At 54.4% G+C, this 22302-nt stretch carries 23 protein-coding genes and 1 pseudogene; 13 read left to right on the top strand and 11 right to left on the bottom strand.

Annotation, left to right across the window (positions count from 1 at the left end; translation table 11 throughout):
• Positions 1-38: 38 nt before the first annotated feature.
• Positions 39-1688 carry an apolipoprotein N-acyltransferase gene (gene lnt, locus AC6I9Z_RS04040; RefSeq protein WP_461458658.1) on the bottom strand — a complete coding sequence of 550 codons (1650 nt, stop codon included), beginning with the start codon at positions 1686-1688 and terminating at the stop codon, positions 39-41.
• A gap of 167 nt (positions 1689-1855) precedes the next feature.
• On the opposite strand from lnt, the gene AC6I9Z_RS04035 reads away from it, so the two are divergent.
• Together AC6I9Z_RS04035 and AC6I9Z_RS04030 are read left to right on the top strand one after the other, a co-directional pair.
• Complete coding sequence (locus AC6I9Z_RS04035; protein ID WP_461458660.1) at positions 1856-2539, top strand: hypothetical protein; 684 nt, start codon at positions 1856-1858, stop codon at positions 2537-2539.
• Positions 2535-2957, top strand: coding sequence for a VOC family protein (locus AC6I9Z_RS04030; protein ID WP_109356215.1), 423 nt, complete (start codon positions 2535-2537; stop codon positions 2955-2957). The genes AC6I9Z_RS04035 and AC6I9Z_RS04030 overlap by 5 nt, the downstream gene beginning before the upstream one ends.
• Here AC6I9Z_RS04030 and AC6I9Z_RS04025 read toward each other — a convergent pair.
• Positions 2940-4067 (bottom strand): sigma-54 interaction domain-containing protein, encoded by a 1128-nt coding sequence (locus AC6I9Z_RS04025; protein ID WP_461458662.1) that lies wholly within the window; start codon positions 4065-4067, stop codon positions 2940-2942. The genes AC6I9Z_RS04030 and AC6I9Z_RS04025 overlap by 18 nt on opposite strands.
• A 129-nt stretch (positions 4068-4196) precedes the next feature.
• Positions 4197-4793: a TetR/AcrR family transcriptional regulator gene (locus AC6I9Z_RS04020; RefSeq protein WP_109355767.1), complete on the bottom strand. Its 597-nt coding sequence runs from the start codon at positions 4791-4793 to the stop codon at positions 4197-4199.
• Positions 4794-4858: 65 nt separating this feature from the next.
• Here AC6I9Z_RS04020 and AC6I9Z_RS04015 point away from each other — a divergent pair, with 65 nt between their 5' ends.
• The gene (locus tag AC6I9Z_RS04015) at positions 4859-5758 is read left to right on the top strand and encodes a metal-dependent hydrolase (protein ID WP_461458665.1); all 900 of its coding nucleotides are present in this window, start codon (positions 4859-4861) and stop codon (positions 5756-5758) included.
• Between the two features lie 58 nt (positions 5759-5816).
• Here the strand turns inward: AC6I9Z_RS04015 and AC6I9Z_RS04010 are convergent, their stop codons facing one another.
• Together AC6I9Z_RS04010 and AC6I9Z_RS04005 are read right to left on the bottom strand one after the other, a co-directional pair.
• Positions 5817-6785, bottom strand: coding sequence for a hypothetical protein (locus AC6I9Z_RS04010; protein ID WP_461458667.1), 969 nt, complete (start codon positions 6783-6785; stop codon positions 5817-5819).
• 166 nt (positions 6786-6951) lie between these two features.
• Complete coding sequence (locus AC6I9Z_RS04005; protein ID WP_461458669.1) at positions 6952-7503, bottom strand: hypothetical protein; 552 nt, start codon at positions 7501-7503, stop codon at positions 6952-6954.
• A gap of 267 nt (positions 7504-7770) precedes the next feature.
• On the opposite strand from AC6I9Z_RS04005, the gene AC6I9Z_RS04000 reads away from it, so the two are divergent.
• Positions 7771-8904: a sensor histidine kinase gene (locus tag AC6I9Z_RS04000; RefSeq protein WP_461458671.1), complete on the top strand. Its 1134-nt coding sequence runs from the start codon at positions 7771-7773 to the stop codon at positions 8902-8904.
• Positions 8905-8906: 2 nt separating this feature from the next.
• Positions 8907-9698 carry a LytR/AlgR family response regulator transcription factor gene (locus AC6I9Z_RS03995; protein ID WP_461458673.1) on the top strand — a complete coding sequence of 264 codons (792 nt, stop codon included), beginning with the start codon at positions 8907-8909 and terminating at the stop codon, positions 9696-9698.
• Between the two features lie 156 nt (positions 9699-9854).
• On the opposite strand, the gene AC6I9Z_RS03990 is transcribed toward AC6I9Z_RS03995, so the two are convergent.
• The 4 genes and pseudogenes from AC6I9Z_RS03990 to thiS all read right to left on the bottom strand — a co-directional run.
• The gene (locus tag AC6I9Z_RS03990; protein WP_461458675.1) at positions 9855-10211 is read right to left on the bottom strand and encodes a UrcA family protein; all 357 of its coding nucleotides are present in this window, start codon (positions 10209-10211) and stop codon (positions 9855-9857) included.
• 361 nt (positions 10212-10572) lie between these two features.
• Positions 10573-11358, bottom strand: coding sequence for a thiazole synthase (locus tag AC6I9Z_RS03985; protein WP_461458677.1), 786 nt, complete (start codon positions 11356-11358; stop codon positions 10573-10575).
• Complete coding sequence (locus AC6I9Z_RS03980; protein ID WP_461458679.1) at positions 11342-11785, bottom strand: hypothetical protein; 444 nt, start codon at positions 11783-11785, stop codon at positions 11342-11344. Before AC6I9Z_RS03980 ends, AC6I9Z_RS03985 begins: the two co-directional genes overlap by 17 nt.
• Positions 11786-11797: 12 nt before the next feature.
• Positions 11798-12004 (bottom strand): annotated as a pseudogene (gene thiS, locus AC6I9Z_RS03975) (sulfur carrier protein ThiS); the annotation flags it as partial.
• Between the two features lie 112 nt (positions 12005-12116).
• On the opposite strand from thiS, the gene aroQ reads away from it, so the two are divergent.
• The 7 genes from aroQ (at position 12117) to AC6I9Z_RS03940 (ending at position 19975) form a co-directional block, all read left to right on the top strand.
• On the top strand, positions 12117-12569 hold the full coding sequence (aroQ, locus tag AC6I9Z_RS03970) for a type II 3-dehydroquinate dehydratase (protein ID WP_461458681.1): 453 nt from the start codon (positions 12117-12119) through the stop codon (positions 12567-12569).
• A 32-nt stretch (positions 12570-12601) separates the two neighbouring features.
• Positions 12602-13090 (top strand): acetyl-CoA carboxylase biotin carboxyl carrier protein, encoded by a 489-nt coding sequence (gene accB / locus AC6I9Z_RS03965; protein ID WP_461458683.1) that lies wholly within the window; start codon positions 12602-12604, stop codon positions 13088-13090.
• A 14-nt stretch (positions 13091-13104) separates the two neighbouring features.
• Entirely contained in the window at positions 13105-14457 is a 1353-nt protein-coding gene (gene accC, locus AC6I9Z_RS03960; RefSeq protein WP_461458685.1) for an acetyl-CoA carboxylase biotin carboxylase subunit, read from the top strand.
• Between the two features lie 147 nt (positions 14458-14604).
• Entirely contained in the window at positions 14605-15822 is a 1218-nt protein-coding gene (locus AC6I9Z_RS03955) for an RcnB family protein (RefSeq protein WP_461458687.1), read from the top strand.
• Between the two features lie 131 nt (positions 15823-15953).
• Positions 15954-17267, top strand: a complete 1314-nt coding sequence (locus AC6I9Z_RS03950; protein WP_461458689.1) for a metal-dependent hydrolase family protein — start codon at positions 15954-15956, stop codon at positions 17265-17267.
• Between the two features lie 5 nt (positions 17268-17272).
• A complete protein-coding gene (locus AC6I9Z_RS03945; RefSeq protein WP_461458691.1) occupies positions 17273-17992 on the top strand; it encodes a prolyl hydroxylase family protein in 720 nt (239 codons plus the stop codon).
• 147 nt (positions 17993-18139) lie between these two features.
• Entirely contained in the window at positions 18140-19975 is a 1836-nt protein-coding gene (locus AC6I9Z_RS03940) for a DUF885 domain-containing protein (protein ID WP_461458693.1), read from the top strand.
• 88 nt (positions 19976-20063) lie between these two features.
• Here the strand turns inward: AC6I9Z_RS03940 and AC6I9Z_RS03935 are convergent, their stop codons facing one another.
• Positions 20064-20735 carry a hydrolase gene (locus tag AC6I9Z_RS03935; protein ID WP_461458695.1) on the bottom strand — a complete coding sequence of 224 codons (672 nt, stop codon included), beginning with the start codon at positions 20733-20735 and terminating at the stop codon, positions 20064-20066.
• 136 nt (positions 20736-20871) lie between these two features.
• Between AC6I9Z_RS03935 and AC6I9Z_RS03930 the strand changes: the two genes are divergently transcribed.
• Positions 20872-21777 (top strand): LysR family transcriptional regulator, encoded by a 906-nt coding sequence (locus AC6I9Z_RS03930; RefSeq protein WP_461458696.1) that lies wholly within the window; start codon positions 20872-20874, stop codon positions 21775-21777.
• A gap of 43 nt (positions 21778-21820) precedes the next feature.
• On the opposite strand, the gene AC6I9Z_RS03925 is transcribed toward AC6I9Z_RS03930, so the two are convergent.
• Positions 21821-22294, bottom strand: coding sequence for a MarR family winged helix-turn-helix transcriptional regulator (locus tag AC6I9Z_RS03925; protein WP_461458698.1), 474 nt, complete (start codon positions 22292-22294; stop codon positions 21821-21823).
• Positions 22295-22302: the final 8 nt, after the last annotated feature.

Below are 22302 nucleotides of genomic sequence, written 5' to 3'. Positions count from 1 at the left end.
CGCGGGTTCGGATATAAAGAAAGGTTTATATGCGTTCCTTAGCGCGCACGAAGCCGTATGGCAATGGCGCAGATGAGTAAAATCAGCGCGAAACCCAGCGACAGAATATTGCCATATTGCGCGAAAACTGTGGGGCTTTCCGGCCGGGGTAATTTGGTATCAATCCGGCCAGCCTGTCCCATGGGAATGCTCTCAACAACTTTGCCCTTGCTTGTAATAACCGCCGATATACCGGTCGGCGTAGAGCGGATGACCGGAAGCCCCTCTTCGATCGCACGCAGCCGTGCCTGGGCGAGATGTTGCGGTGGCCCCCACGCGCCGAACCAGGCGTCGTTGGAGGGGTTGAAGATGAAGTCAGGGCGATCCTCCCGATGCACGACTTGACCGGAAAAGATGATCTCGTAGCAGACCTGAAGGCCGGCTTTGCCGAATGCCCCCAGGTCAAGCGAGCGTGGCCCCGGACCCGGCCAGAAATCAAAATCTCCAGGCGCCAGACGCGACAATCCAATAGCCGAAAGAAGCGGCCGCATCGGGAGATATTCGCCATAGGGCACAAGATGGCTCTTGTCATAGCGGCCCAGCAACTCGCGGTCCGCATCCATGGCAAATACGCTATTGCGCGCACCAATGGCCCGCCTTTCATCCGGCGCGCCAGCATCATCAAATTCCAGTTTCAGCGCGCCGAGCACCAATACGTCGCCCGGTTTCATCAGACTGGCGAGTTGCGCCCGAACGATCTCCGGTGAACGGCCATAATAGTAACGCTGCGGATAACCGGTTTCGAGATAATCGGGGATCGCTGCTTCCGGCCAGAACAATATGCGTGGCTCGTCATCTTTGCGTCTAGTCAACCCGGCCAGTTTGGCGAGGTTTTGCTCTTCATATCCGGCCTGCCATTTGTCCTGCTGTCCGATATTGGGCTGGACGACGGTAATATTGGGCTGGTTGCCGGATACAGATTGGTCGTTGTCAGCGGCGATAATATCATTGGCGCTGCCGATTATACCGAGCAAAACTATCGCAATGGCAAGGATGATAAGATCAAATGCCCTGCGCATGGCGATGCGCGCTTGCAGGGTGAGTAAACCGCTAACGAAGGGACCAACAAGCCCAGCAAGGCAAATAACGATACCGGACAATCCGTAGGTGCCAATAGATCGGGCGCTAGCTGCATAGGGTAGTTCGACGACAATAACGCCCAGAGGATTCCAGATAAAGCCGCTGAAAACCCAGCTGCGAAGCCATTCGGTTATGATCCACAAGCCAGCGAGGGCGAGAACAAAAACGACCGGTCGTCCCCTGCCCAACCACCATGCGCCGAGCGCCGTCAGTGCGGGGTAGACGGCCAGATAGAGCGAGAGCAAAACCACCGCAATATAGCCCAGCCATTCGGGCATCGCCGCCTGAAAGGTGAAGGCTTTGGCGATCCAGTTCAGTCCGACAACAAAATGTCCCAGGCCGAATAGCCAGCCGGCCCAGAACGCGGCTTTTCGGCTTTCTGCTCGATCAATAATCGCGATCCAGAGGGCCAGCGCAAGCAGGCTGACCGGCCAGAAACCCAGCGGCGCAAATCCGGTTGCCGATAGAGCGCCTGCGATCAGTGACAGCCAGAACGGATATTTGCGGAGGAGATCGACGACAATATGCACCGGCGGCTTGTGCCGTTTTAGACGGTCAGGTTCAAACATTAATTGCTGATCTGGCCATACGTTCATTTTGAAAGGAATTTATATGAACGGGGCTATGCACTTCTATACAGAATCGCTTGTGAAAATCGTTTCGGCAAAGCTGCAGGAAAAGATTATCCCGCAATTGCCGTTTGCTGCAAATGCGCAAGCACCGCTATAGGAGCGTCATGGAAAAAATAATGCTGATATTACTGGCGCTGGCCCAGCCCGTGCCTGCCGATAAAGGGGCCAAAGCTACTGCGCTGGCCGAGATCCACAAGCGTGATTTGTCTTGCGTTGCCGCCTTTGCCATTGTCGCATCGGAACAGGAACGCGGAATTGAAAGCGCGCTTTCCTATCCTCTGCTCACCGAACGGGGCCGGGTCTATGCCGGGCAGGTCGGTGAAAGAGTCATGGTCGAAACCGGTCAATCCCGGGAGCAGGTGCGCGACGCCATTTTGGCGGCGGTTGCCGATCAGCAGGCGAAGGTCAAAAATGTCGGCGAGCCGCAGGAAGTGGTTGCCGAAGAAATGGGAAAATGTCTGCCGCTGCTCGATACAGAGATTCCCGCCAAACCCAAGCCAACCCTGAATCAATGCGCAGCGATCATGCAGCTTGCCTATGAAGAGGTCTATCGGCGGGAAAAACTGTCCAAAATGGCGCAAGATTTGAAGACTTTGGCTTTTGTTCTCGACAACCGGGCGCGTGAAACGATGCGGGGGGAGGGCAAAAGTGGTAATGAGAGCGATGTGATTCTCACACAGACTCGCGAGGAAATGAGCGTTCGGCAGAAAAACCAGACCGAGCTGGATATTGATCATTGCTTCGCGCTCGCCGCGCCCAAGAAAAAGGAGCAGAATTTTGAACATTGAACACCGCCCCTTTCACCTCGCCTTCCCAGTCAATGATCTGGCAGCCGCCCGTCATTTCTATGGCGATTTGCTGAGCTGCGAAGAAGGTAGAAGCAACGATCACTGGATTGATTTCAACCTCTACGGTCATCAGATAGTCACCCATCTTGATACCGACGCCAAGCCAAGTGCAGTTACCAAGCCAGTAGACCGCGAAAATGTACCTGTGCCTCATTTTGGTGTGGTTCTGACGATGCCCCAATGGGAAGCACTGGCAGAGCGATTGAAACAGCACGAAACAGAATTCGTGATCCCACCGACCGTCCGCTTCCGTGGTGAGACCGGGGAACAGGCAACGATGTTTTTCCGCGACCCCAGCGGCAATGCCCTTGAATTCAAGGCCTTTGCCGATGATGATCAGCTATTCGCCACGGATTGATCCAGCGACAAGTCCCGAACGCGGGTCGCCCAGCGCCATCCTGCGTTCAATTTTGTGGCGCCGCATTTTCTCGACAAAGGTTGTTCGGCGTAGACTGACCAGATGCGCCGCTTCCGCGACCACGCCCTCCGCCATTCTCAGCGCGGAAAGCAGATATTTGCGCTCCTCCTGCATGAGATGTTTTTTAAGATCAAAGCCGCCGCCCAGCGTCCCGCGGCCATTCGACTCATCCATGAATGGACGCGCTTCCGGCACACCGGGAAAACGGGATGGCAGGGAATCTGCCTGATAGGTGGGCGCATTGGACGCCCGGCGGCGAAACAGTGTGGATACCTGGCTTGCCGATATCATCATGCCAGGAAATAAAAGGACCGCCCGTTCGATAATATTGCGCAGTTCACGGGCATTGCCGGGCCAGGCATAATTTTCCAGTATGTCCATCGCTTCGGCGGTAAAATATATGTCTTCGCCGCCAATCTGGTGAATGAAGTGGTGGATCAGCGGCGCAATATCATCCCGGCGTTCCTTTAGCGCGGGGATGTCGATGGGAAAGACCGAAAGCCGGTAGAAAAGATCCTCGCGGAAGCGCTTTTCGGTAATGGCTTGATCCAGATTCTGGTGGGTGGCCGAAATGATCCGCGTATCAATCGGGATGGCCCCTGTGCTGCCGACCCGCTCGATCTGTTTTTCTTCCAGCACGCGAAGCAATTTGACCTGCATATCAAAAGGCATATCGCCTATTTCATCGAGAAATAACGTCCCCTTGCTGGCATCTTCAAACTGTCCGATGCGCTGCGCTATAGCGCCGGTAAAACTGCCTTTCTCATGCCCGAACAGTTCAGATTCAAGCAAATCCCTGGGTATTGCCCCACAATTCACCCCGACAAATTTCTCGCCTGCCCGCTCGGAGCAGCGATGCAATGATTTTGCCACCACTTCCTTACCGCAACCAGAAGGCCCGGTTATCATCACAGGTATTGTGGTCGCCGCCGCATAGCGGATCAGGCTGCGCACCTCTTCAATCGCTGCGCTGTCCCCCACAAGATGCACGGCCGGATCATCAGGGTGCAATGTCCGCTGTGATCCCGAGATTTCGGGACGATATTCCATAGCATTTCCCCCGCTGTTACAAACTGGGCGTCTTCGATGAGCGCTGTGGAAATATTATATGTAAAGCTGCGTAAAATAGTCGGTAATTTGGTCCATTTCAGAGGAAATGGCCGTCAAAATATTGGCGGCCTAATTCTCATGCTCGCATTTCCAGCGGTCCAGCGCGCTTTCCAGATGCCGTTCCGCCAGATCACGCGCGCTATGGCGTGTCAGGCCAAGCGAGTCTGCCAGCCGCTCCCCGATCAGAGCGTCACCCAGAGCCATCAGCACCAGCGTTAGCGTATCCTCATGCATCTCGCGATCTTCATGACCGCCTTCACCAACTTCGTCGACCAGCGCATGAATCGCATCGACAATCGGGTCGAGTGCATCTTCATTGCCGGTCAGCAACATCCATGAAGACAAGGCGCCGGCCCCCTGCTTGTCAAAAGCATCAAAGGTCAGATCTACAATATCGCGTACCGAACCCTCCCCGGTACGCGATTTCAGCACCGCCTCGGCAATAGAACCGCAAACCTGGTCGGTGAGATATTGCGCGAGCGATTTTTGCAGCCCCGATGCAGACCCGAAATGGTGCAGCAGATTGGCATGTGTCCGCCCGATCCGTGAAGCGACGGCTTTGAGCGTGACCGCTTGCGGCCCTGCTTCGATTAACAAATCGCGGGCAGCCGCCAGCGCCATGCTGCGGCTTTCTTCCGGCGAGAGGCGTCGTTTAGCTATTGACATCTATGTAAGTAACCCTAATATCCAAAATACAGACTAGCGTCATTTTGTGAAAAAGCGAACCCCTTATGAATATGCATAGCAACTTGCAAGCCGGGCCGGAAACGATTGATACGCCTACGCCGAAAGATCATCAGATCACGCCGCGCGATCGCCGCTTTGGCCGCGATGCCGCGCATCAACCGGGTCGCTGGTGGCTGAATGACGATCCCGTTGCGACGGCTTTTTATAACGCGCTTTCCCTTACTTTTCCACGTGGTGAGGCGTTTTTTATTGAAAGCGTGAAGGCGTTTCGCGATGTCACCCCGGAAAAACTGCAAAAAGAAATTCGCGCCTTCGTCAAACAGGAAATCATCCATACCCGTGAGCATGTAGCGCTTAACCGCCGCGTGGAAGAAGCCGGTTATGATACCAGCAAAATCGAAAAACGCGTCATCGAGTCGCTCGAAATGGCCAAAGACCGTCCTGCCATTGCCAATCTTGGCGCGACGATGATCCTCGAACATTTTACCGCGATCATGGCGCAGCAATTTATCGCCAATCCGCAGCATTTCGCCAATGCCGACAAGGAAACGGCTGATCTGTGGCGCTGGCATGCACTCGAAGAGATTGAGCATAAGGGCGTTGCCTATGATACCTGGCTCTATGCGACCCGTGACTGGTCCCGCTGGCAGCGGTGGAAAGTCAAATCGCTGCTGATGCTCGTCATCACCCGAAATTTCTGGACCAACCGCTATACCGACACGCTCGACCTGCTGGCACAAGACGGATTTACAGGCTTTCGCACCAAGATGAAGCTTTTCGGCTTTTTGCTCGCAAAACCCGGCGTGGCGCGAAAGATCATCGTGCCTTGGATCAAATTTTTCCTGCCCGGCTTTCATCCATGGAACGAGGATGACCGGCATCTGATCGATCTTGCGGAAAGCGAGTTCGAGGCGGCACTACCCGACAGCATCCAGGCCGCCTGACGCCCTGCTCACCGGCCTTAAAATTGTTATCAGCCTGGCTGCGTCAGCGACGCTGCCGCTATTCTTCCGGCGCTGCGCTTTCGCTATCACCCTTTAAGACTACCGCCTGCCCGACCTCGTCACAGCGTCCCGACACATCTTGCTCAGCCGTAAAAATGCAAACTGTGCGGACATGGCCGCTGTTTGCGAAACGCATGATCTGGCGGAGCATCATTTTCTGGCCGTCCGGGTTCGTACCGGTTCCCGTGATAACCACATCGCCATCCTCTTCAATATCAGTGGCGTCGGCTTGGAAATCCTTGAAATTCAGGCCTTGCATGGCGTTAAGGGCCAATTGCATGCGCTGATCCTCGTCCAGCGTGCCAATCACCGGATTGGAGCCCAGACTGGAGGCAACGATCACCAGCGGTTGAGATGCGTCGGCCACCACGTCTTTGGGACCATCGGTCATAATCAAACCGCTGCCGGCCAAAGTGCGTATGGCCCGGAAATCAGCCCGCTCCACCAGCGTGAATGGCAATCCTGCTATTTCGTCTTCCAGCGACCCGCGCGGCTGGAAACTTAAGGATTGCAGAGCCTCCAAGACTTGCGCGTCAGGATAAGCCTTGCTGGTCGATGGTATCTGCACGGTCACCATGGCCGTGGTTTCAGCACCACCTGCAATCATCACCCATTTACGATATTCAATGCCCTGCTGTGTCTGCGAACCTGCTGCCAGCAACGCATCAATGTCACCCGCAAGTTTCAACGATTCTACAGGTGCGTCGATCGTCACCACCGCAGCGAGTTTCTCGGAACCGAACATAGATGCCAGTTCAGCATAGGCTTCCGCTGGAAATTCTACGATCAGTATCGATGCACTTTCTGCGCTATCCTGAAAACCGGCAAAGCTATCTGCTCTTGTCATGGCGCCCGGTGGTGCAAGGCCTACGGTGCCACCTGCGGGAAAAATCGCATCACTGGCCAATGCCGGTCCGGGCAAGCCCAAAAACAGGCAAGCCGCCATGAATGTCAAAAAACGATGCATATCCTTTTGCTCTCCTCAGCGAGGTTTGTGACGGGCCGCTGTGCCACTGTTATGGAGTAGCCCAACCAGAGCAAGGGTTATTTGGCGCGAGGATCATGTGATCAGATGACCTGCGTCACTGATTCTCAATTGATATCGCGCCCAAGGAGGGGAGGATGGAAACCGCTTAGTGCGCCGCCTTGTTGATATCCACTTTCTCGACCCATTCGGGGAAAAAGCTAGGCTCGCGAGTTGACCAGCCGGGGGCAGTCGCCGCCGCTTCGCTAATCGACTGCAGCAAGCCCTTTCGTGTCTTCGGGTGCAAATGCGGGAGGGACGCCGCGGCACAAAAGCTGCCGGGGAGCCAAGGCCGCGCATCGGGGCCAAGCAGGCGTTCATAAAGAAAACGGTAAGCGGGAAAGCTGTTTATCCGTCCTTGCCCCAGATCATAGGCGGAAAGCGCGATCAGCGCAGGCATGAATTTTTCAATGCCGTCAATCGCACAATCCTGCGGAATGGCTTTGCGGATATCGGCAAGCCGCTGGTAGAGTTTCATCTGTACTTTGATACCGGCTTCCTCAACCGCGTCACGAGACCAGGTCTGCACGGCGTCCGCACGATCGAGGCCAATATCAAGAGAGCGCCGGATATAACGCTGGGTGGCCGAACCAAAGCCCGCAAATTCTTTCATTTCCGCTAGCGTCATCGCGCCGGGTATCACTTGCATATCTTTGGCCATGGTAACTCCTACTGTGCAACACGCGGTCCTTCATCCACGAGAGCCATTGGACCAAAACATGGTTAGTATTTGGTTAAACGCAGTCAGATTCATTCAAAGATCATGATGCAAAGCCGCTTATGATGTTAAAATATCGGCGTAATTTGGCGGGTCACGAACAAAGGTTTCGACCAACCGCAACTATGTTTCGACCGGGTACAATTGCGATAGAGACAATTGATACCATTTCGTCCTAAGCTGTATGGCAATAAGAAAAATGGGCGCTCAATGAGAAAATTCGACATCGGACATCACAAAACATCGGTCGGGCAACAGGTCGCCATCCTGTCGATCCTCGGCTTTTGGCTATTTTACGTGATTATTATTACCATTCGAGCTGCGGTGAGCGACTGGCCGGCGCAGGACGAACTGGCGCTGCGCCGCGTGGTTGTGACAGTGTTGGGGATCGCCATCACCTATCTGCTATACCGGCTGCTGCTGCTATTTGAAGACAAGGCCCTGTCTACCCGGATTATTACCGCTTTTGCAGGTGCGATTCCCTGCGCCATCGCGATTGGCGCCTTCAACTATTACATGTTTAACGTTTACGATCCCCAAAGCCTGTTTGACGAAGCGCATTTGGAAAAGATGCGCGAATATATGGAGAAAGAAAACTATGCCCTGCAGGCCATAGTCGAAGACAGTGTTTCGCGGTTTTTCTTCATCATCAGCTGGGCCTCGCTATACCTGACACTCAGCTATGCGAGCGCAGTACGCACCGTCGAACGCAAGGCCGCACGCTTCGCCCAGGCGGCGCAGGATGCGGAGCTACGCAGTTTGCGCTATCAGGTGAACCCGCATTTCCTTTTCAATACACTCAACAGTCTGAGCACTCTGGTCATGCGCAGCCAGCCTGAGGAAGCGGAAAAGATGATCCTCAACCTGTCGAAATTCTATCGCACCAGCCTGTCTGGAGATCCGCTGGAAGATGTCGCGCTGTCCGAAGAAGTGCATCTGCAAAATCTTTACCTTGATATTGAGGCAGTGCGTTTTCCCAAACGGCTGAAAACAGAAACTCACATTCCCGATGCGCTGATGGATGTGCTGGTGCCGGGGTTGATCCTGCAACCGCTTGTCGAAAACGCGATCAAACACGGGGTCGCGCATTCCAAGCGCCCGGTGACAATCACTATCAGCGCGGTGGAGGAAGGTGATTTCCTGAAACTCACTGTAGCTGATGATGGCGAAGCACGGCCAGGCGCACAAGCCAGATCCAGTGATCAGAATAGCGGCATCGGGCTTGCCAATGTTCGTGACCGGCTGGAGACCAGATTTGGTTCTCAAGCCAAGTTGAAAACCCGTTCTCCTGAAACCGGCGGCTTTGTTGCAGAACTAACCATGCCTCTCTTAGCGGATATCTGATTATGGCAGACGATGACACTCTGGCACCATCACAGCTTAATACACTGATCGTCGATGACGAACCGCTAGCGATTGAACGTTTGCAACTCTTGTGCGCGCGGCAAGAGCATATCAACTTGGTCGGTACCGCCAGTGATGGCGAAGCTGCAATCCGGTTGACCGAACAGCTGGAACCGGACCTGTTGCTGCTTGACATCGCGATGCCTGGCATGACCGGGCTGGAGGTTGCGCAGAACCTGTCCGGCCTTCAAAAAAAGCCGGCAATTATTTTTGTGACCGCCTTTGATAAATTTGCAGTGGAAGCCTTTGGCGTGGCGGCGATCGATTATGTGCTCAAACCCGTTGAAACCGAACGGCTGTCAATTGCCATAGCCCGGGTGCTAGAGCGAAAGATTGAGCAAACATCAATGACGACCGAGGATTCTCCCTGGGCGGAAGAGTTCTGGGTACCCTATAAATCAGAGCTGCGCCGTATCACAGCCTCGGAAATCAACCGGATAGAGGCAGAGCGTGACTATATGCGGCTGCATGTTTCCAGAGAAACAGCGGGTGAAAAAGGAAACGAGCAAGGCGGGACCAGCTATTTGCTCCATCAAACAATCACCGGGCTAGAGGAGCGGCTCAATCCTGAACATTTCATTCGCCTACATCGATCCCATCTGGTCCGCCGGGACTGGATTGCCGGCCTGCGCCACGATGGCGGCGGCATCTGGATCGCATGCCTGAAATGCGGGACCGAAATCCGCATAGGTCGCACCCATTTGGCAGAAGCTAAGAAGCTGGCAGGACGATAAGCTAGTTTCTGATGCGCAATCGCCATATTGACTGGCATCGCCCTCACAATGTGCAGAACCCAAAAATAAACCCCGGTGTAAGGGCACCGGGGTCCATAGTTGGTTTGGCCAAAATTGGGGCCGCTTAATTGGGATTCGCGGCTCTTGGAGTGTTTTTTAGTTACCGCCGATAACCACGGTACTGGTGCCAAGTGTTCCTGCTTCAGCCCTGGCGATCAGAGATACCTTGGCGCGCTTGGCGGACAGATTTGCTTCTTCAATGCAGTCACCATGGTCTGCCATTTCGCTTAGGCTTTTGCGATCATAGCTACCGCAAACCTGGCGCACGGCACCTTTGATCCGGCCATCCAAAGTTGACTGACCTTCTGCGCTGGTGAGATCCAGATCGGCATAGCTGACTTCAACAGACTTTGTGATGCGACCCTGGGCACTTGCACTGGCGGAAAAACCCGTGGCGGTTACCGCAATCGCGGCGGCGGCAAAAAGGCTTTTGCTCAAGATGGAATTTTTCATGTGTTTACTCCTCAAAAAAATTAGCTGGCAAACCGGAAAAAGGGGACCGGCCTGCTCCTGTTATCCCTGCCCGACACAGGGTGGGGGTTGATGAGGCGAAAGCGGGTTGTTTCGACGAGCTCGGGGAAGAGCTTTGACTTATGCTTTGCTCCCGCCTCGTATTCTTAGATACGGGAAGCGGTACCGACGAGCATCCGATGTTCGATAAACCACCATTTTGATCGGTGAACGGCAAAAGGCTTCGACCAACGACATCGGAACGTCGATCAAAGTAAAGCTATGTAACTTTTGTTACTATTCAATTAGTTACAGATTACACCGAATCATGCTGTATTATGAGGCTAAATCAGCTCCGATTCGACTAGATCAACCCGGAAAGCGGACTCGAAGGGTCAGCGTACATCCGCCGCCCCATCCGACCAGACAGATAAGCTTCCCGCCCTGCTTCGACGGCAAGCTTCATCGCGCGGGCCATCCGCACAGGTTCCTTCGCCTCCGCGATGGCTGTATTCATCAGCACGCCGTCACAGCCCAGTTCCATTGCGACTGCTGCATCGCTAGCGGTACCGACGCCGGCATCAACCAGAACGGGAACGCTGGCGCCCTCAACAATCAAACGGATGGTGACGCGGTTCTGGATGCCCAGGCCGGAGCCGATCGGCGCGCCCAGCGGCATGATCGCAACCGCGCCCGCATCTTCCAGCTGTTTCGCGGCAATCGGATCATCGACACAATAGACCATCGGCTTGAAGCCTTCCTTGGCGAGCACTTCGGTCGCTTCCAGCGTCTCGCGCATATTGGGGTATAGCGTCTTCGCTTCGCCTAACACTTCCAGCTTCACCAGATCCCAGCCGCCTGCCTCACGCGCCAGCCGTAAAGTGCGGATCGCGTCATCGGCATTAAAGCAGCCAGCGGTGTTGGGCAGATAGGTGGTTTTCTTGGGATCGATAAAATCGGTCAGCATCGGCTGATTGCGATCCATTACATTCACGCGCCGCACGGCCACGGTAACAATCTCTGCGCCAGCCGCCTCTACCGCCGCGGCATTTTCTTCAAAATCCTTATATTTGCCGGTTCCGACAATCAGGCGCGATTTGAAATTTTGACCTGCTACGCTCCAGCCGTCTCGATTACTTTCTTTGCTCATAAACTCTCAATTTTCTCTCTTTGCCGTATAGAATTATGACGCTGGTCAAGAATAGTAAGTTGATAAGTAGGCTGCTGACTATCAAAACTGTACCGTTCGCAACATAGCCTGAATCCTGACCTATAATAGTGTCGCATATTGACTGATTGCGAATAAGGAGATTGGCTCCAAACTCGCCGACAATAATAATATTGACAAAAGCCAACAAACTAGGGGGAACAAGATAAAAAAATACGAGCTTTTTCGGCTCCGATAAAAATAGTAGGTACATGCCCAAGAAACAAGAAATTCCATTCGCAAAAATACCGAACGAGATCTTGTCGGTGCTTCCCATTGTGCAATTTTCGAAAGTCCACCCAACCAGGCCCAAGATGGTGCCGATGTAGATGAAAAATATCGCCAAAAGATTCTCTACGATCTTTTCCACCGGAAGCTCTTAACCGCCACCAACAAAATGGACAATCTCAAGCTGATCGCCGTCTTCAACCGTAACATCGCCCAAAGTCGAACGTGTCACGATTTGGCGGTTGCGCTCCACTGCCACTTTCTCTGGCTCCAGATCCAGCGACCGCACCAAATCGGCAACAGACATGCCGCCTTCTATGCGCCTGCTATCGCCATTCAGCTGAATTGAAATTTCCGACATTACTAATGTTTCCATTTGTTTGATCTCGCTTTTCGGAATCGAGCCCTATAAAGAGGCCATATAAACAGCTAAGCAGTGCCGCAACCAAAAGCGCCATATGGGGGACATTATATTGTCAGAGGGAAAAAGCACCAAAAAGACCGTCTTTGTGCTGAACGGCCCCAACCTTAATCTGCTGGGCATGCGGGAGCCGGAAATTTATGGTTCCGATACGCTGGATGATATTGCCGGGCGGCTGGAGGATCAGGCGCACGAGCTAAGCCTTGAAGTTGATATCCGTCAGAGCAATCATGAAGGCCATCTGGTCGACTGGCTGCACGAGGCCGCTGCTGATGAGGCACAGGCCGTAATCTTGAACGCTGGCGCGTTGACCCATACATCCATCGCTCTGCATGACGCGGTGAAGGCGATAGACGTGCCGGTGATAGAGGTGCATCTGTCCAATCCCGCCGCACGCGAAGAATTTCGACATAAGAGTTTGATTGCACCGGTTGCAAAAGGAACTATTTGCGGCTTTGGTGCTTTGGGTTATCAGTTGGCGCTCGACGCCGCGCAAAAATTCTAGAACTAGTTTTAACTTCAAAATGGGAACCAGAAATGGCCGCAAAAAAAGACAGTGATGGCAGCATGAATGTGGACCTCGAAGTGGTCCGGGAGCTTGCCGGGATATTGGATGGCGCTGGCCTCAGCGAGATTGAAGTCGAAGATGGCGACCGGAAGATCCGTGTTTCTCGTGGTGGTGGCGGAGCGTCCGCCCCTGTCCATGCGGCAGCTGCACCGGCTCCCATGCCAGCCCCTGCCGCAGCTCCCACAATCGAAGTGGCGACAGCGTCAGCTCCGGCAGACGATCATGCTGGTGCACAGAAGTCACCAATGGTCGGCACCGCCTATCTGGCACCCGACCCGGACGCCGCGAATTTTGTCAGCGTCGGCGACAAAGTCGCCGAGGGTGACACTTTGCTGATCGTGGAAGCGATGAAAGTGATGAACCCGATTGCTGCGGAAAGCGCAGGCACAGTTAAAGCGATACTGGTTGAAAACGGCCAGCCGGTCGAATTTGACCAGCCGCTCGTTGTGATTGCTTAGATGAGAAGCGGCGCATGACCATCAACAAAATCCTGATCGCCAATCGCGGCGAAATCGCGCTCCGCATCTTGCGCGCTGCCAGAGAACTGGGCATCGACACCGTCGCAGTGCACAGCACCGCCGATGAAGATGCGATGCACGTGCGGCTGGCACATGAAGCCATTTGCATTGGACCGCCTTCGGCAACCGACAGCTATCTGAGCATTCCCGCGATTATCTCCGCAGCCGAAATCAGCGGCGCAGATGCGATTCACCCAGGCTATGGCTTTCTGTCGGAAAACGCGCATTTCGCCGAAGTAGTCGAAGCGCATGACATTAAATGGATCGGCCCCAAGCCGGAACATATCAAGGTCATGGGCGACAAGGTCGCTGCCAAGAAGACCGCTGGCGATCTCGGCATTCCACTGGTTCCGGGTTCCGATGGCGCAGTTAGCGACATTGAGGTAGCCAAAGAGGTGGCGGCTGAGGTCGGTTATCCGGTTATCATCAAGGCAGCCTCTGGCGGCGGCGGACGCGGCATGAAAGTTGTGAACGACGAGACCGAGCTGGAAACCCAGATGCAGCAAGCCGGCACCGAAGCCAAAGCGGCCTTTGGTGACGCGACGGTCTATATTGAAAAATATCTCGGCGATCCGCGACATATTGAATTTCAGGTCTTTGGCGACGGCCGCGGCAACGCCATTCATCTGGGTGAGCGCGATTGTTCCCTGCAGCGTCGTCACCAGAAAGTGCTCGAGGAGGCTCCTTCACCAGTAATCAGTGAAGAGCAGCGCGAAGAAATGGGCAAGGTCTGCGTAGATGCCATGAAGGGCATGGGCTATCGCGGCGCGGGCACAATCGAGTTTCTGTACGAGAATGGTGAGTTCTACTTTATCGAGATGAACACGCGTTTGCAGGTTGAGCATCCTGTCACCGAAATGATTACCGGCTTTGATCTGGTCCGCGAACAGATCCGCATTGCCGATGGCCGTGATCTTTCGGTCAAACAGGAAGAACTGGAATTTACCGGTCATGCGATTGAATGCCGGATCAATGCCGAAAATCCGAAAACTTTTGCACCTTCTCCCGGCAAGGTGACCAGCTATCATGCCCCCGGCGGCATGCATGTCCGCGTCGATAGTGGACTTTACGCCGGATATTCGATCCCGCCTTATTATGACAGCATGATCGCGAAGCTGATTGTTTATGGCCGGACCCGGGACGGCTGCATGATGCGACTCGCCCGCGCACTGGACGAATTTGTTGTCGAAGGCGTCGAAACCACCATCCCGCTGCATCAAAAGCTGGTTTATGATGAAGGTTTTCAATCCGGCGAATATACCATTAAATGGCTCGAAGAGTGGCTTGATAAGGATGAAAACGCCTAGTTTACCGTCACAACTGGGTAATTTTTGTTCATATAAGTCGATTCTTTCCTGAATATTACAGCAAAGTTCAGCTATCTGACAGGGTTAACAAGCTATGACTTGTTCCACAGATGCGGCAAACGGAGTCGCGTAGTGAGGAGTAAGCCTATGCGACTATTTTTTATAACCGGCCTGATGGCAGCCACCATGTTGACGCCTGCAACGGCCTCTGCCGCCGATCTCGCCACTAATTTGAATCAGAACACGCGCAGCGTTGCTCCGATCGTCTTTGACAATAATCTCACAGGTAGTACCGCCTTTCAGCGCGATGGGCGCGGAGAACGCCGCGCCAATCGCGGGGAACGGCGCGGTAATCGCGAGGCCAGAAGGGCCAATCGCGGCAATCGTGAAGCGCGCAGAGCCAATCGCGGTAATCGCGATGCCCGACGGGCTGCGCGCGCCGAAAACCGCAACAATCGTGGACGCGCCAATGTACTGACCGAAGGTGATCGCGCCGAGATGCGGCAACAGCGCAGAGCGACACGCCAACAAAATCGCAACGTTAACCGCAATGTTTCTCGCAGCCGCGCGGATGTCGGCCGCGCGAACCGACAAGCCCGCCGGGATGTTGCGCAGCGTGATCGTAGCCGTGCGGATCGGCGCGCTATCAGACGTGGTGATCGCAATAGAGACGGCCGGGTAGACCGCCGCTTTGACCGGAACCGGGACGGACGCATTGATCGCCGGTTCGACCGCAATAATAATGGCCGCGTCGATCGGCGGGTTGATCGCAACCGCGATGGCCGGATCGACCGACGTTATCGGGAGAATCGCCGGGCCGCTGCCCGGGGTGATCGTAATCGGGACGGCCGGGTGGACCGCCGCTGGGATCGTAACCGCGACGGACGCATAGATCGCCGCTTCGACCGCAACAATAATGGCCGCGTCGATCGGCGCTGGGATCGCAACCGCGATGGCCGTGTTGACCGCCGCTATCGGGATAACCGTCGCTATGGCTACCGCGACAACCGTCGGGGTTATCGCAAAGGCTATCGCGATGCGCGGCGGGACTATCGCAAATGGAATCGCGGCTGGCGCAATGACCGCCGTTATAACTGGCGGAACTACCGCAAATATAACCGCAACTATTATCGCGTAGGCCGTTATTATGCACCCTATCGCGGGCATAGCTACCGCCGCTGGAACATCGGCATCTATCTGGGCTCATCCTTCTTCGGATCGCGCTACTGGATAAACGACCCGTGGCGTTACCGTTTGCCACCGGCATATGGTGGCTATCGCTGGATCCGTTATTATGACGACGTCCTCTTGGTCGATACCTATGATGGCCGTGTCGTCGATGTAATTTACGACTTCTTCTACTAAGTCATAAAAATCATATTCCTTAGGCGAGGCCCGTGATCAGCAATGATTGCGGGCCTTGTTCCATTTTCCCTCTTGAAACAGTCTGCTGTCCGGCGCACACAAGCGAAAAGATAGTTGAGGAAAATTGAGATATGATCCGGTACCTGCTTGCAATGCTGGCATTGGGCCTCGCAGCCCCCGCTTTTGCCGTTAATGCGCCTGCTGATGAAAACGTGCCGACAGAGGATCATGTCACGTTCATCCAGGTCGGCAACCTTATCGCTGATCCGGCAAAAGGCGCAACCGGTCCGGCCATCATCACCGTGCGCGAAGGCAAAATTACCAAAGTCGACGCAGGATCCACCATACCTTATGCAGCGACGGATATTGTCACGATCATCGATATGTCGGACAAGACCGTCATGCCGGGCCTGATTGACCTGCATGTCCATCTTACCGGTGATCCCGGCGGCGATTTTTGGAAACAGGCCACTGAACCTACTGAATGGGGCGTCGTTGTTGGTGCCAAAAATGCCCTTTTGACTGCCAAGGCCGGCTTCACAACCGTTCGCGAGGCAGGCTCATCGCAATATTCCGCTTTCTCCCTGCGCAAGGGGACAGCCGAGGGTGTAATACCGGGGCCACGCATCATTGCCGCAGGACCGGCACTGGCCATTGTCGGCGGCCATGGCGACACCACGGGCTTCAAGGAAGATATTAACGATGCCCTGGCCAGCGGCTATAGCTGCACGGGACCGGTGGAGTGCGCGGAGAAAGTCCGCAAGGCCTCCCGCGCCGGTTCCGATATTATCAAGATTACGGCCACCGGAGGTGTGCTGTCTCAGCAGGGCCGCGGCCTGGAAGCGCATTTTACCGATGCGGAGATGATTTCCATTGCCGATACCGCCCATTCACTTGGACTGAAAGTTATGGCCCATGCGCACGGAGCGCGCGGTATTGAGGCCGCGGCCCGTGCCGGTATTGATACGATCGACCATGGCACTTTTGCAGACGAGGCTGCGCTCAAGGCCATGAAAGCCAGCGGTTCCGCGCTGGTCCCGACCCTGATGGCCTTTCAGGGAGTGAGCGAAGGGCTTGGCAAAGGAATTTATACGCCGGTTGTCGAGAACAAGATTCGCGAAACTTTGGGCAGCGTCGGCAAAGCCGTGACTATGGCGAAAGACATGGGCGTGCCTGTGGCCTTTGGCACGGATGCCGGAGTCTTTGATCATGGCCGCAATGCTGAGGAATTTGCCTTGATGGTTCGCCACGGCCTCACACCGCGCGAGGCCGTCATAAGCGCGACCACGTTGGCTGCCGAAGTACTGGGTATGGAGGAACAAATTGGTCGGATCGCACCGGGATATTCCGCTGACCTGATCGCCTTTGACGGCAACCCACTTGAGGAAGTTACGGTGCTGGAAAAGATTGACTGGGTGATGGTTCGCGGCAGAGTGATTGACTGAGACACATGAACGCGTCCGTCTCCAAAGTTTCCGCTACCAGGACCAAAGCAAACCGGAACAACAGTCCCAAGCGCCTCGCTGAAATTACGCGTTCGGTAACAGACCGGTTGAACGCCCATCCGCATGTACAGTGGTTGGAAAGTCCCCACGCGCAACTATTTGTATGTCAGAATTTTCTCACCGACAAGGATTGTGATCTGCTGATCAAAATGATCGATGCCCAGGCCGTTCCCTCCAGCCTCTATACCGGCACCGAGCGCGATGGATACCGGACCAGCTACAGCTGCAATGTCAGCGCCCATGACGAGGATATTCAGCGCATTGAGCAATCCATCTGCGACCTGATGGGCTTGGAGAATTCGCATAGCGAAATCTTGCAGGGACAGCGTTACGAGGTTGGTCAGGAATTCAAGGATCATCACGACTTCTTCCATGAGACCGAGGATTACTGGACCAAGGTGGAGGCAAATAACGGGGGTCAGCGCAGCTGGACCGCCATGGCCTATCTGAATGAGCCCGAAGAAGGCGGCGCGACCGCTTTTCCCCAGCTCGAATATCAGGTCGAGCCGCGTAAGGGGATGCTGCTTGTCTGGAACAATATGGGACTGGATGGCAGGCCCAATCTCAACACGCTGCATGCCGGCGCGCCCGTGATCAAGGGCACCAAATATATCATCACCAAATGGTTTCGTCTCAATCGGTGGAAGGGTCGCTGGAAACACTAAACGGATATATCACCAAATATCACGGCGATAGCGAGCCGATTTTCGCTGACCAACGACCGACTCCCTTCGACGAACGACATCAGCAATCGTTGCAGGTGAAACCAAGCTGTGTTAGCCGTGCACAACAGCACAAACTAGGGAAATATCATGATCCATAAAACTCTCGCGCTGCTGGCCAGTGCCAGCCTGATCGCCGCCGCTTCGGCAGCCCATGCAAACAGCCTGTCCGCAACCAGCGCCGCCGCGGTCCAAGAGGAAGCCGCCAAACCGGCGATGAGCGAGAGCGAAACGCTAAAGGCCCTGTTCGCCAAGAGTGATGAAGACAGTTTGCGGCGCAATCCGATCGGTGCCCTATTCCGCGGCGATGAACGCTATGCCGACCGCCTCGGCGACTATATCAGTGACGAATATTTTGCTGCCGAACTGGCAGCTGAAGAAAGCGAACTGGCAGCACTCATGGCCATTGACCGCAGCAAGCTGAGTGTCACCGACAAGATTGCCTATGACGTGTTCATGCGGGACAAGAAACAGGCTATTAAAGGCATGTCGAAGGAAATTATGGACTTGACCGTCGTCCGTCCGCTTAATCATTTTAGCGGCTTTCACACCTTCTACCCGACCTTCGCATCCGGCAAGGGCGCGGCGCCATTCAAGACTGTCAAAAACTACGAAGACAACCTGAAGCGCCATGCAGAGTTTATTACGCTCATTGACCGTTCGGTTGGCCGGTTCCGTCAGGGTATGGACAGCGGGGTGGTTGAAACCAAGCTGACCGTGGGCAATGTAGTCGAGCAGCTCGCAACCCAAATCGGGCTGGGCCTCGATGGTAGCCCATTCATGGCGCCGACCAAGGCCTTTCCCGAAGATTTCAGCGATGCCGACAAAACCCGCCTAACCGCAGAATATGAAGCGATGACAAAAAAAATCTTCGCATCTTATCAGACTCTGCATGATTTCCTGAAAAACGAATATCTGCCGGTCGCCCGCGAAGGTGTCGGCCTGTCCTACATGAAGGGCGGCGATGTGATGTACAAGCATCTGATCGAGGGCACGACCACCCTGCCTCTTGAGGCCGATTATATCCATAATCTCGGCGTCAGCGAAGTCGCCCGGATCAAGACGGAGATGGAAGCGATCAAGGACGAAGTGGGCTTTGAGGGCACATTGTCAGAGTTCTTCACCCATCTGCGCACCGATCCCAAATTCCATCCGGAATCCCGCGAAGCGCTGACACAGGGATATTATGACCTTGGCAAGGAAGTCGACAAGGTTATCTCGACCCAGTTCAAGGTACTGCCAAAATCACCACTGGAAATTCGTCCCTATGACGAGTCGATTGAAAAATTCCAGGCCGGCGGTTCCTATCAGAGCGGTACTCCCGACGGTTCACGTCCCGGCGTATTCTATTTCAACGCCTATGACCTGCCATCACGCAACACATCCGGCATGACGACCCTGTACCTGCATGAAGGCGCACCCGGTCACCATTTCCAGATTTCACTGGCGCAGGAAAATGAAGACCTGCCCAATTTCATGCGCTTTGGCGGCAACACTGCCTTCGTCGAAGGTTGGGCACTTTATTCCGAAAAACTCGGCTTCCCGATGGGCATGTTCGATGATCCCTATCAGCGTTTCGGTCATCTGGACGACGAGATGCTCCGCGCCATGCGGCTGGTCGTTGATACTGGTCTGCACAGCAAGAAATGGACCCGCGAACAGGCTATCCAATATATGCTAGACAATAGCAGCATGGGTGAAACCGATGCCACCGCCGAAGTGGAACGCTATATCGCAATCCCGTCACAGGCTTTGGCTTACAAGATCGGTGCGCTGACCATCCAGCGGCTGAAGAAAAAGGCCGAGGACAGTCTCGGCGAGAAATTCGACCCGCGCGAATTTCATGATCAGGTGCTGAATACTGGCTCATTGCCGATGACAGTGCTCGAGAAGAAAATCGACGACTGGATTGCGACGCAGAGCTAAGGTCTCGCTCCACTCCGAGGCTCAACCAAATTTGGCCGTTCGGCAGCATCGCAATGGCTGCCGAACGGCTTTTAGTATCTAGCGGTCACTATTGTATCGGAGGAATGCCGGTCAATCCAACCACTTTGGCAACTTCATCGGCATGCTCTGCTGTCGCGAGGAAATTGTTCATAGCGGCATAATATTGCGGCATATGATGGGCGAGCAACGTACCAATATGGGCACCATTGACTTGTGTATTGGCGCATAGTTCAGCCAGTACCGCCACCCAGGTTGTCACTATAGCCCCGGCCGCAGCAAGGCGCTGCGTCGTGATCTCGGTAATCTCTTTGTTGAAATCGGCGCAGGCATCAATGACAACATAAACTTCATAGCCTTCACGGAGCGCCGAGATCGCGGGGAAAGCCGCGCAGACTTCAGTGGCAAGACCGGAAATAACGAGTTTCTTGCGCCCGGTTGCCTCAACCGCTTTCCGAGAGGTTTCGTCGCTCCAGAAATTTACAAAGGGTCGATCAATGATTTCAACATCTGGAAATATTTCGACCAGTTCGGGCATCGTCGGGCCATTGGGTCCAAGCGGCCAGCTTGTCCCCATAATGACCGGGATATCAAATGCCTTTGCCGTCTTCGCATGGCCAAGAATGTTATTCTTCAGACGTAGCGGCTCGATCGAGGTTAAGAACTGGAATAGCCCGACTTGATGGTCAATCATGAGAAAGGCACAATTGTCAGGTGTGAGTTCGGAAGTTGGAAGGGTCATTATGAATATTCTCCATTTCATGATTTCATCGGCATTGGTTATTGGGCGCCAAGGCCCTATATCCACATGAAATATTGACCCTCAGACAGCGGAAAATCCATGAACAGATTTAGATCGCAGCATTGTTGAAACCGGTATGATTATTTCAGAAATCATTGATGCCCAAGTGCTGATCGCGCTTGAGCGGCATCTTAACTTCAGAGCGGCGGCCGCATCATTGCATATGCCGGCTGCGTCCTTCAGTCGGCGCTTGCAGAAGATGGAGGAGCGGGCTGGTGTCAAACTGTTCACGCGAAGCAGCAGGGCCGTGAATACAACCGAGGCTGTTCTTGCGATTCTGGACCATGCCCGGCGGATGGTTGAGGAAGCAGAGAGCGTGGAAACGATATTGGCGCGCAGTTCCCAACGCATAGCCGGAGATCTGAAGGTCACTGCCCCAACAATTCTGGGCCAGGCTTTGCTGGCACCGGCCATCGGATCGTTCCTCAAAGCCTATCCGGAGGTTAATCTCAGCATAGATCTTTCGGACAGAGCGGTCGACTTCATTACCGAAGGTTTTGATGTCGGCCTGCGTGTGGGCCCGTCGCAGGACGAAAGCCTGATTTCAAAGAATATCGGCTTGGTGACGGCGAGCCTCTATGCTTCAGAAAGCACGCTTCGCATTCTCGGACCGATTGAGGACATCGAGACCCTTGCCGACAAACCGCTAGCGCTTCTCCATCACGGCATGCGTAGCGCGCCATCGCTGATCCTTACTGACAAGACCGGCGAAAATCATACGATCGATCTACAACCGAGATTGATCGCCATGAACCCTTGGCTGCTGATGGCACTGGCAAGGTCGGACGAGATGATCGCTGTTCTACCCGATATATTGCTTGACCGATCGACCGAACCGTTATCTCTCAAACGGATCCTGCCGTCCTACTATGCGCGGTCCGTCCCTGTTTCTATTACTTTCCCCTCCCGTAAGCTAATCGCCCCCCATGTTCGCGCGTTTATTGATTTTATGGTGAAAGAGCTTTCCAAACTGAATGTCTAAGAAACTGCTCCAATCATTTTGCATTTGGTTGGGAAGATAAAGATCAATTTCGCAACTGATCCAGAAACACTCTGATACGATGCAGATGCGGCAATAGCGCCTCCCAATCCGTTTCCGGAATATTCGCCCGCAAAATCTCCGCCATGGGTGCGAGAGCCGCAACCGCGTCATTTCTGAGCTGCGCGCCAGTGGCTGTTACAGCCACCCGCCTGATCCGGCGGTCATTGGGTTCATGGATGAGTTCTACCAACCCCTTGTCCTCAAGCTTACGGACAGTTGATGACATGGTTGGCTGGGCTACCTGCATCGCGCTGGCGAGCTCGCTGATGGTTTGCTGCACATCAAGACGAAGCAGGTGATTGAGCACCGAAAATTGCGCCACAGTTATGCCTTTGGGCAAATGCGCCTGAAACAGATTATCGGCGAGCTGATTGATGATGCCGATCTCGGTCATCACCGCAAATTCAATCGGGTCGCCTTTCAATCCCGCTGGCTTGGTTTGTACATCTTCGGTCATAATTCCCT

This window comes from Parasphingorhabdus sp., assembly GCF_059726685.1.
The sequence above is the reverse complement of the archived record's forward strand: the minus strand, read 5'-3'. Positions and strand labels throughout refer to the sequence as shown.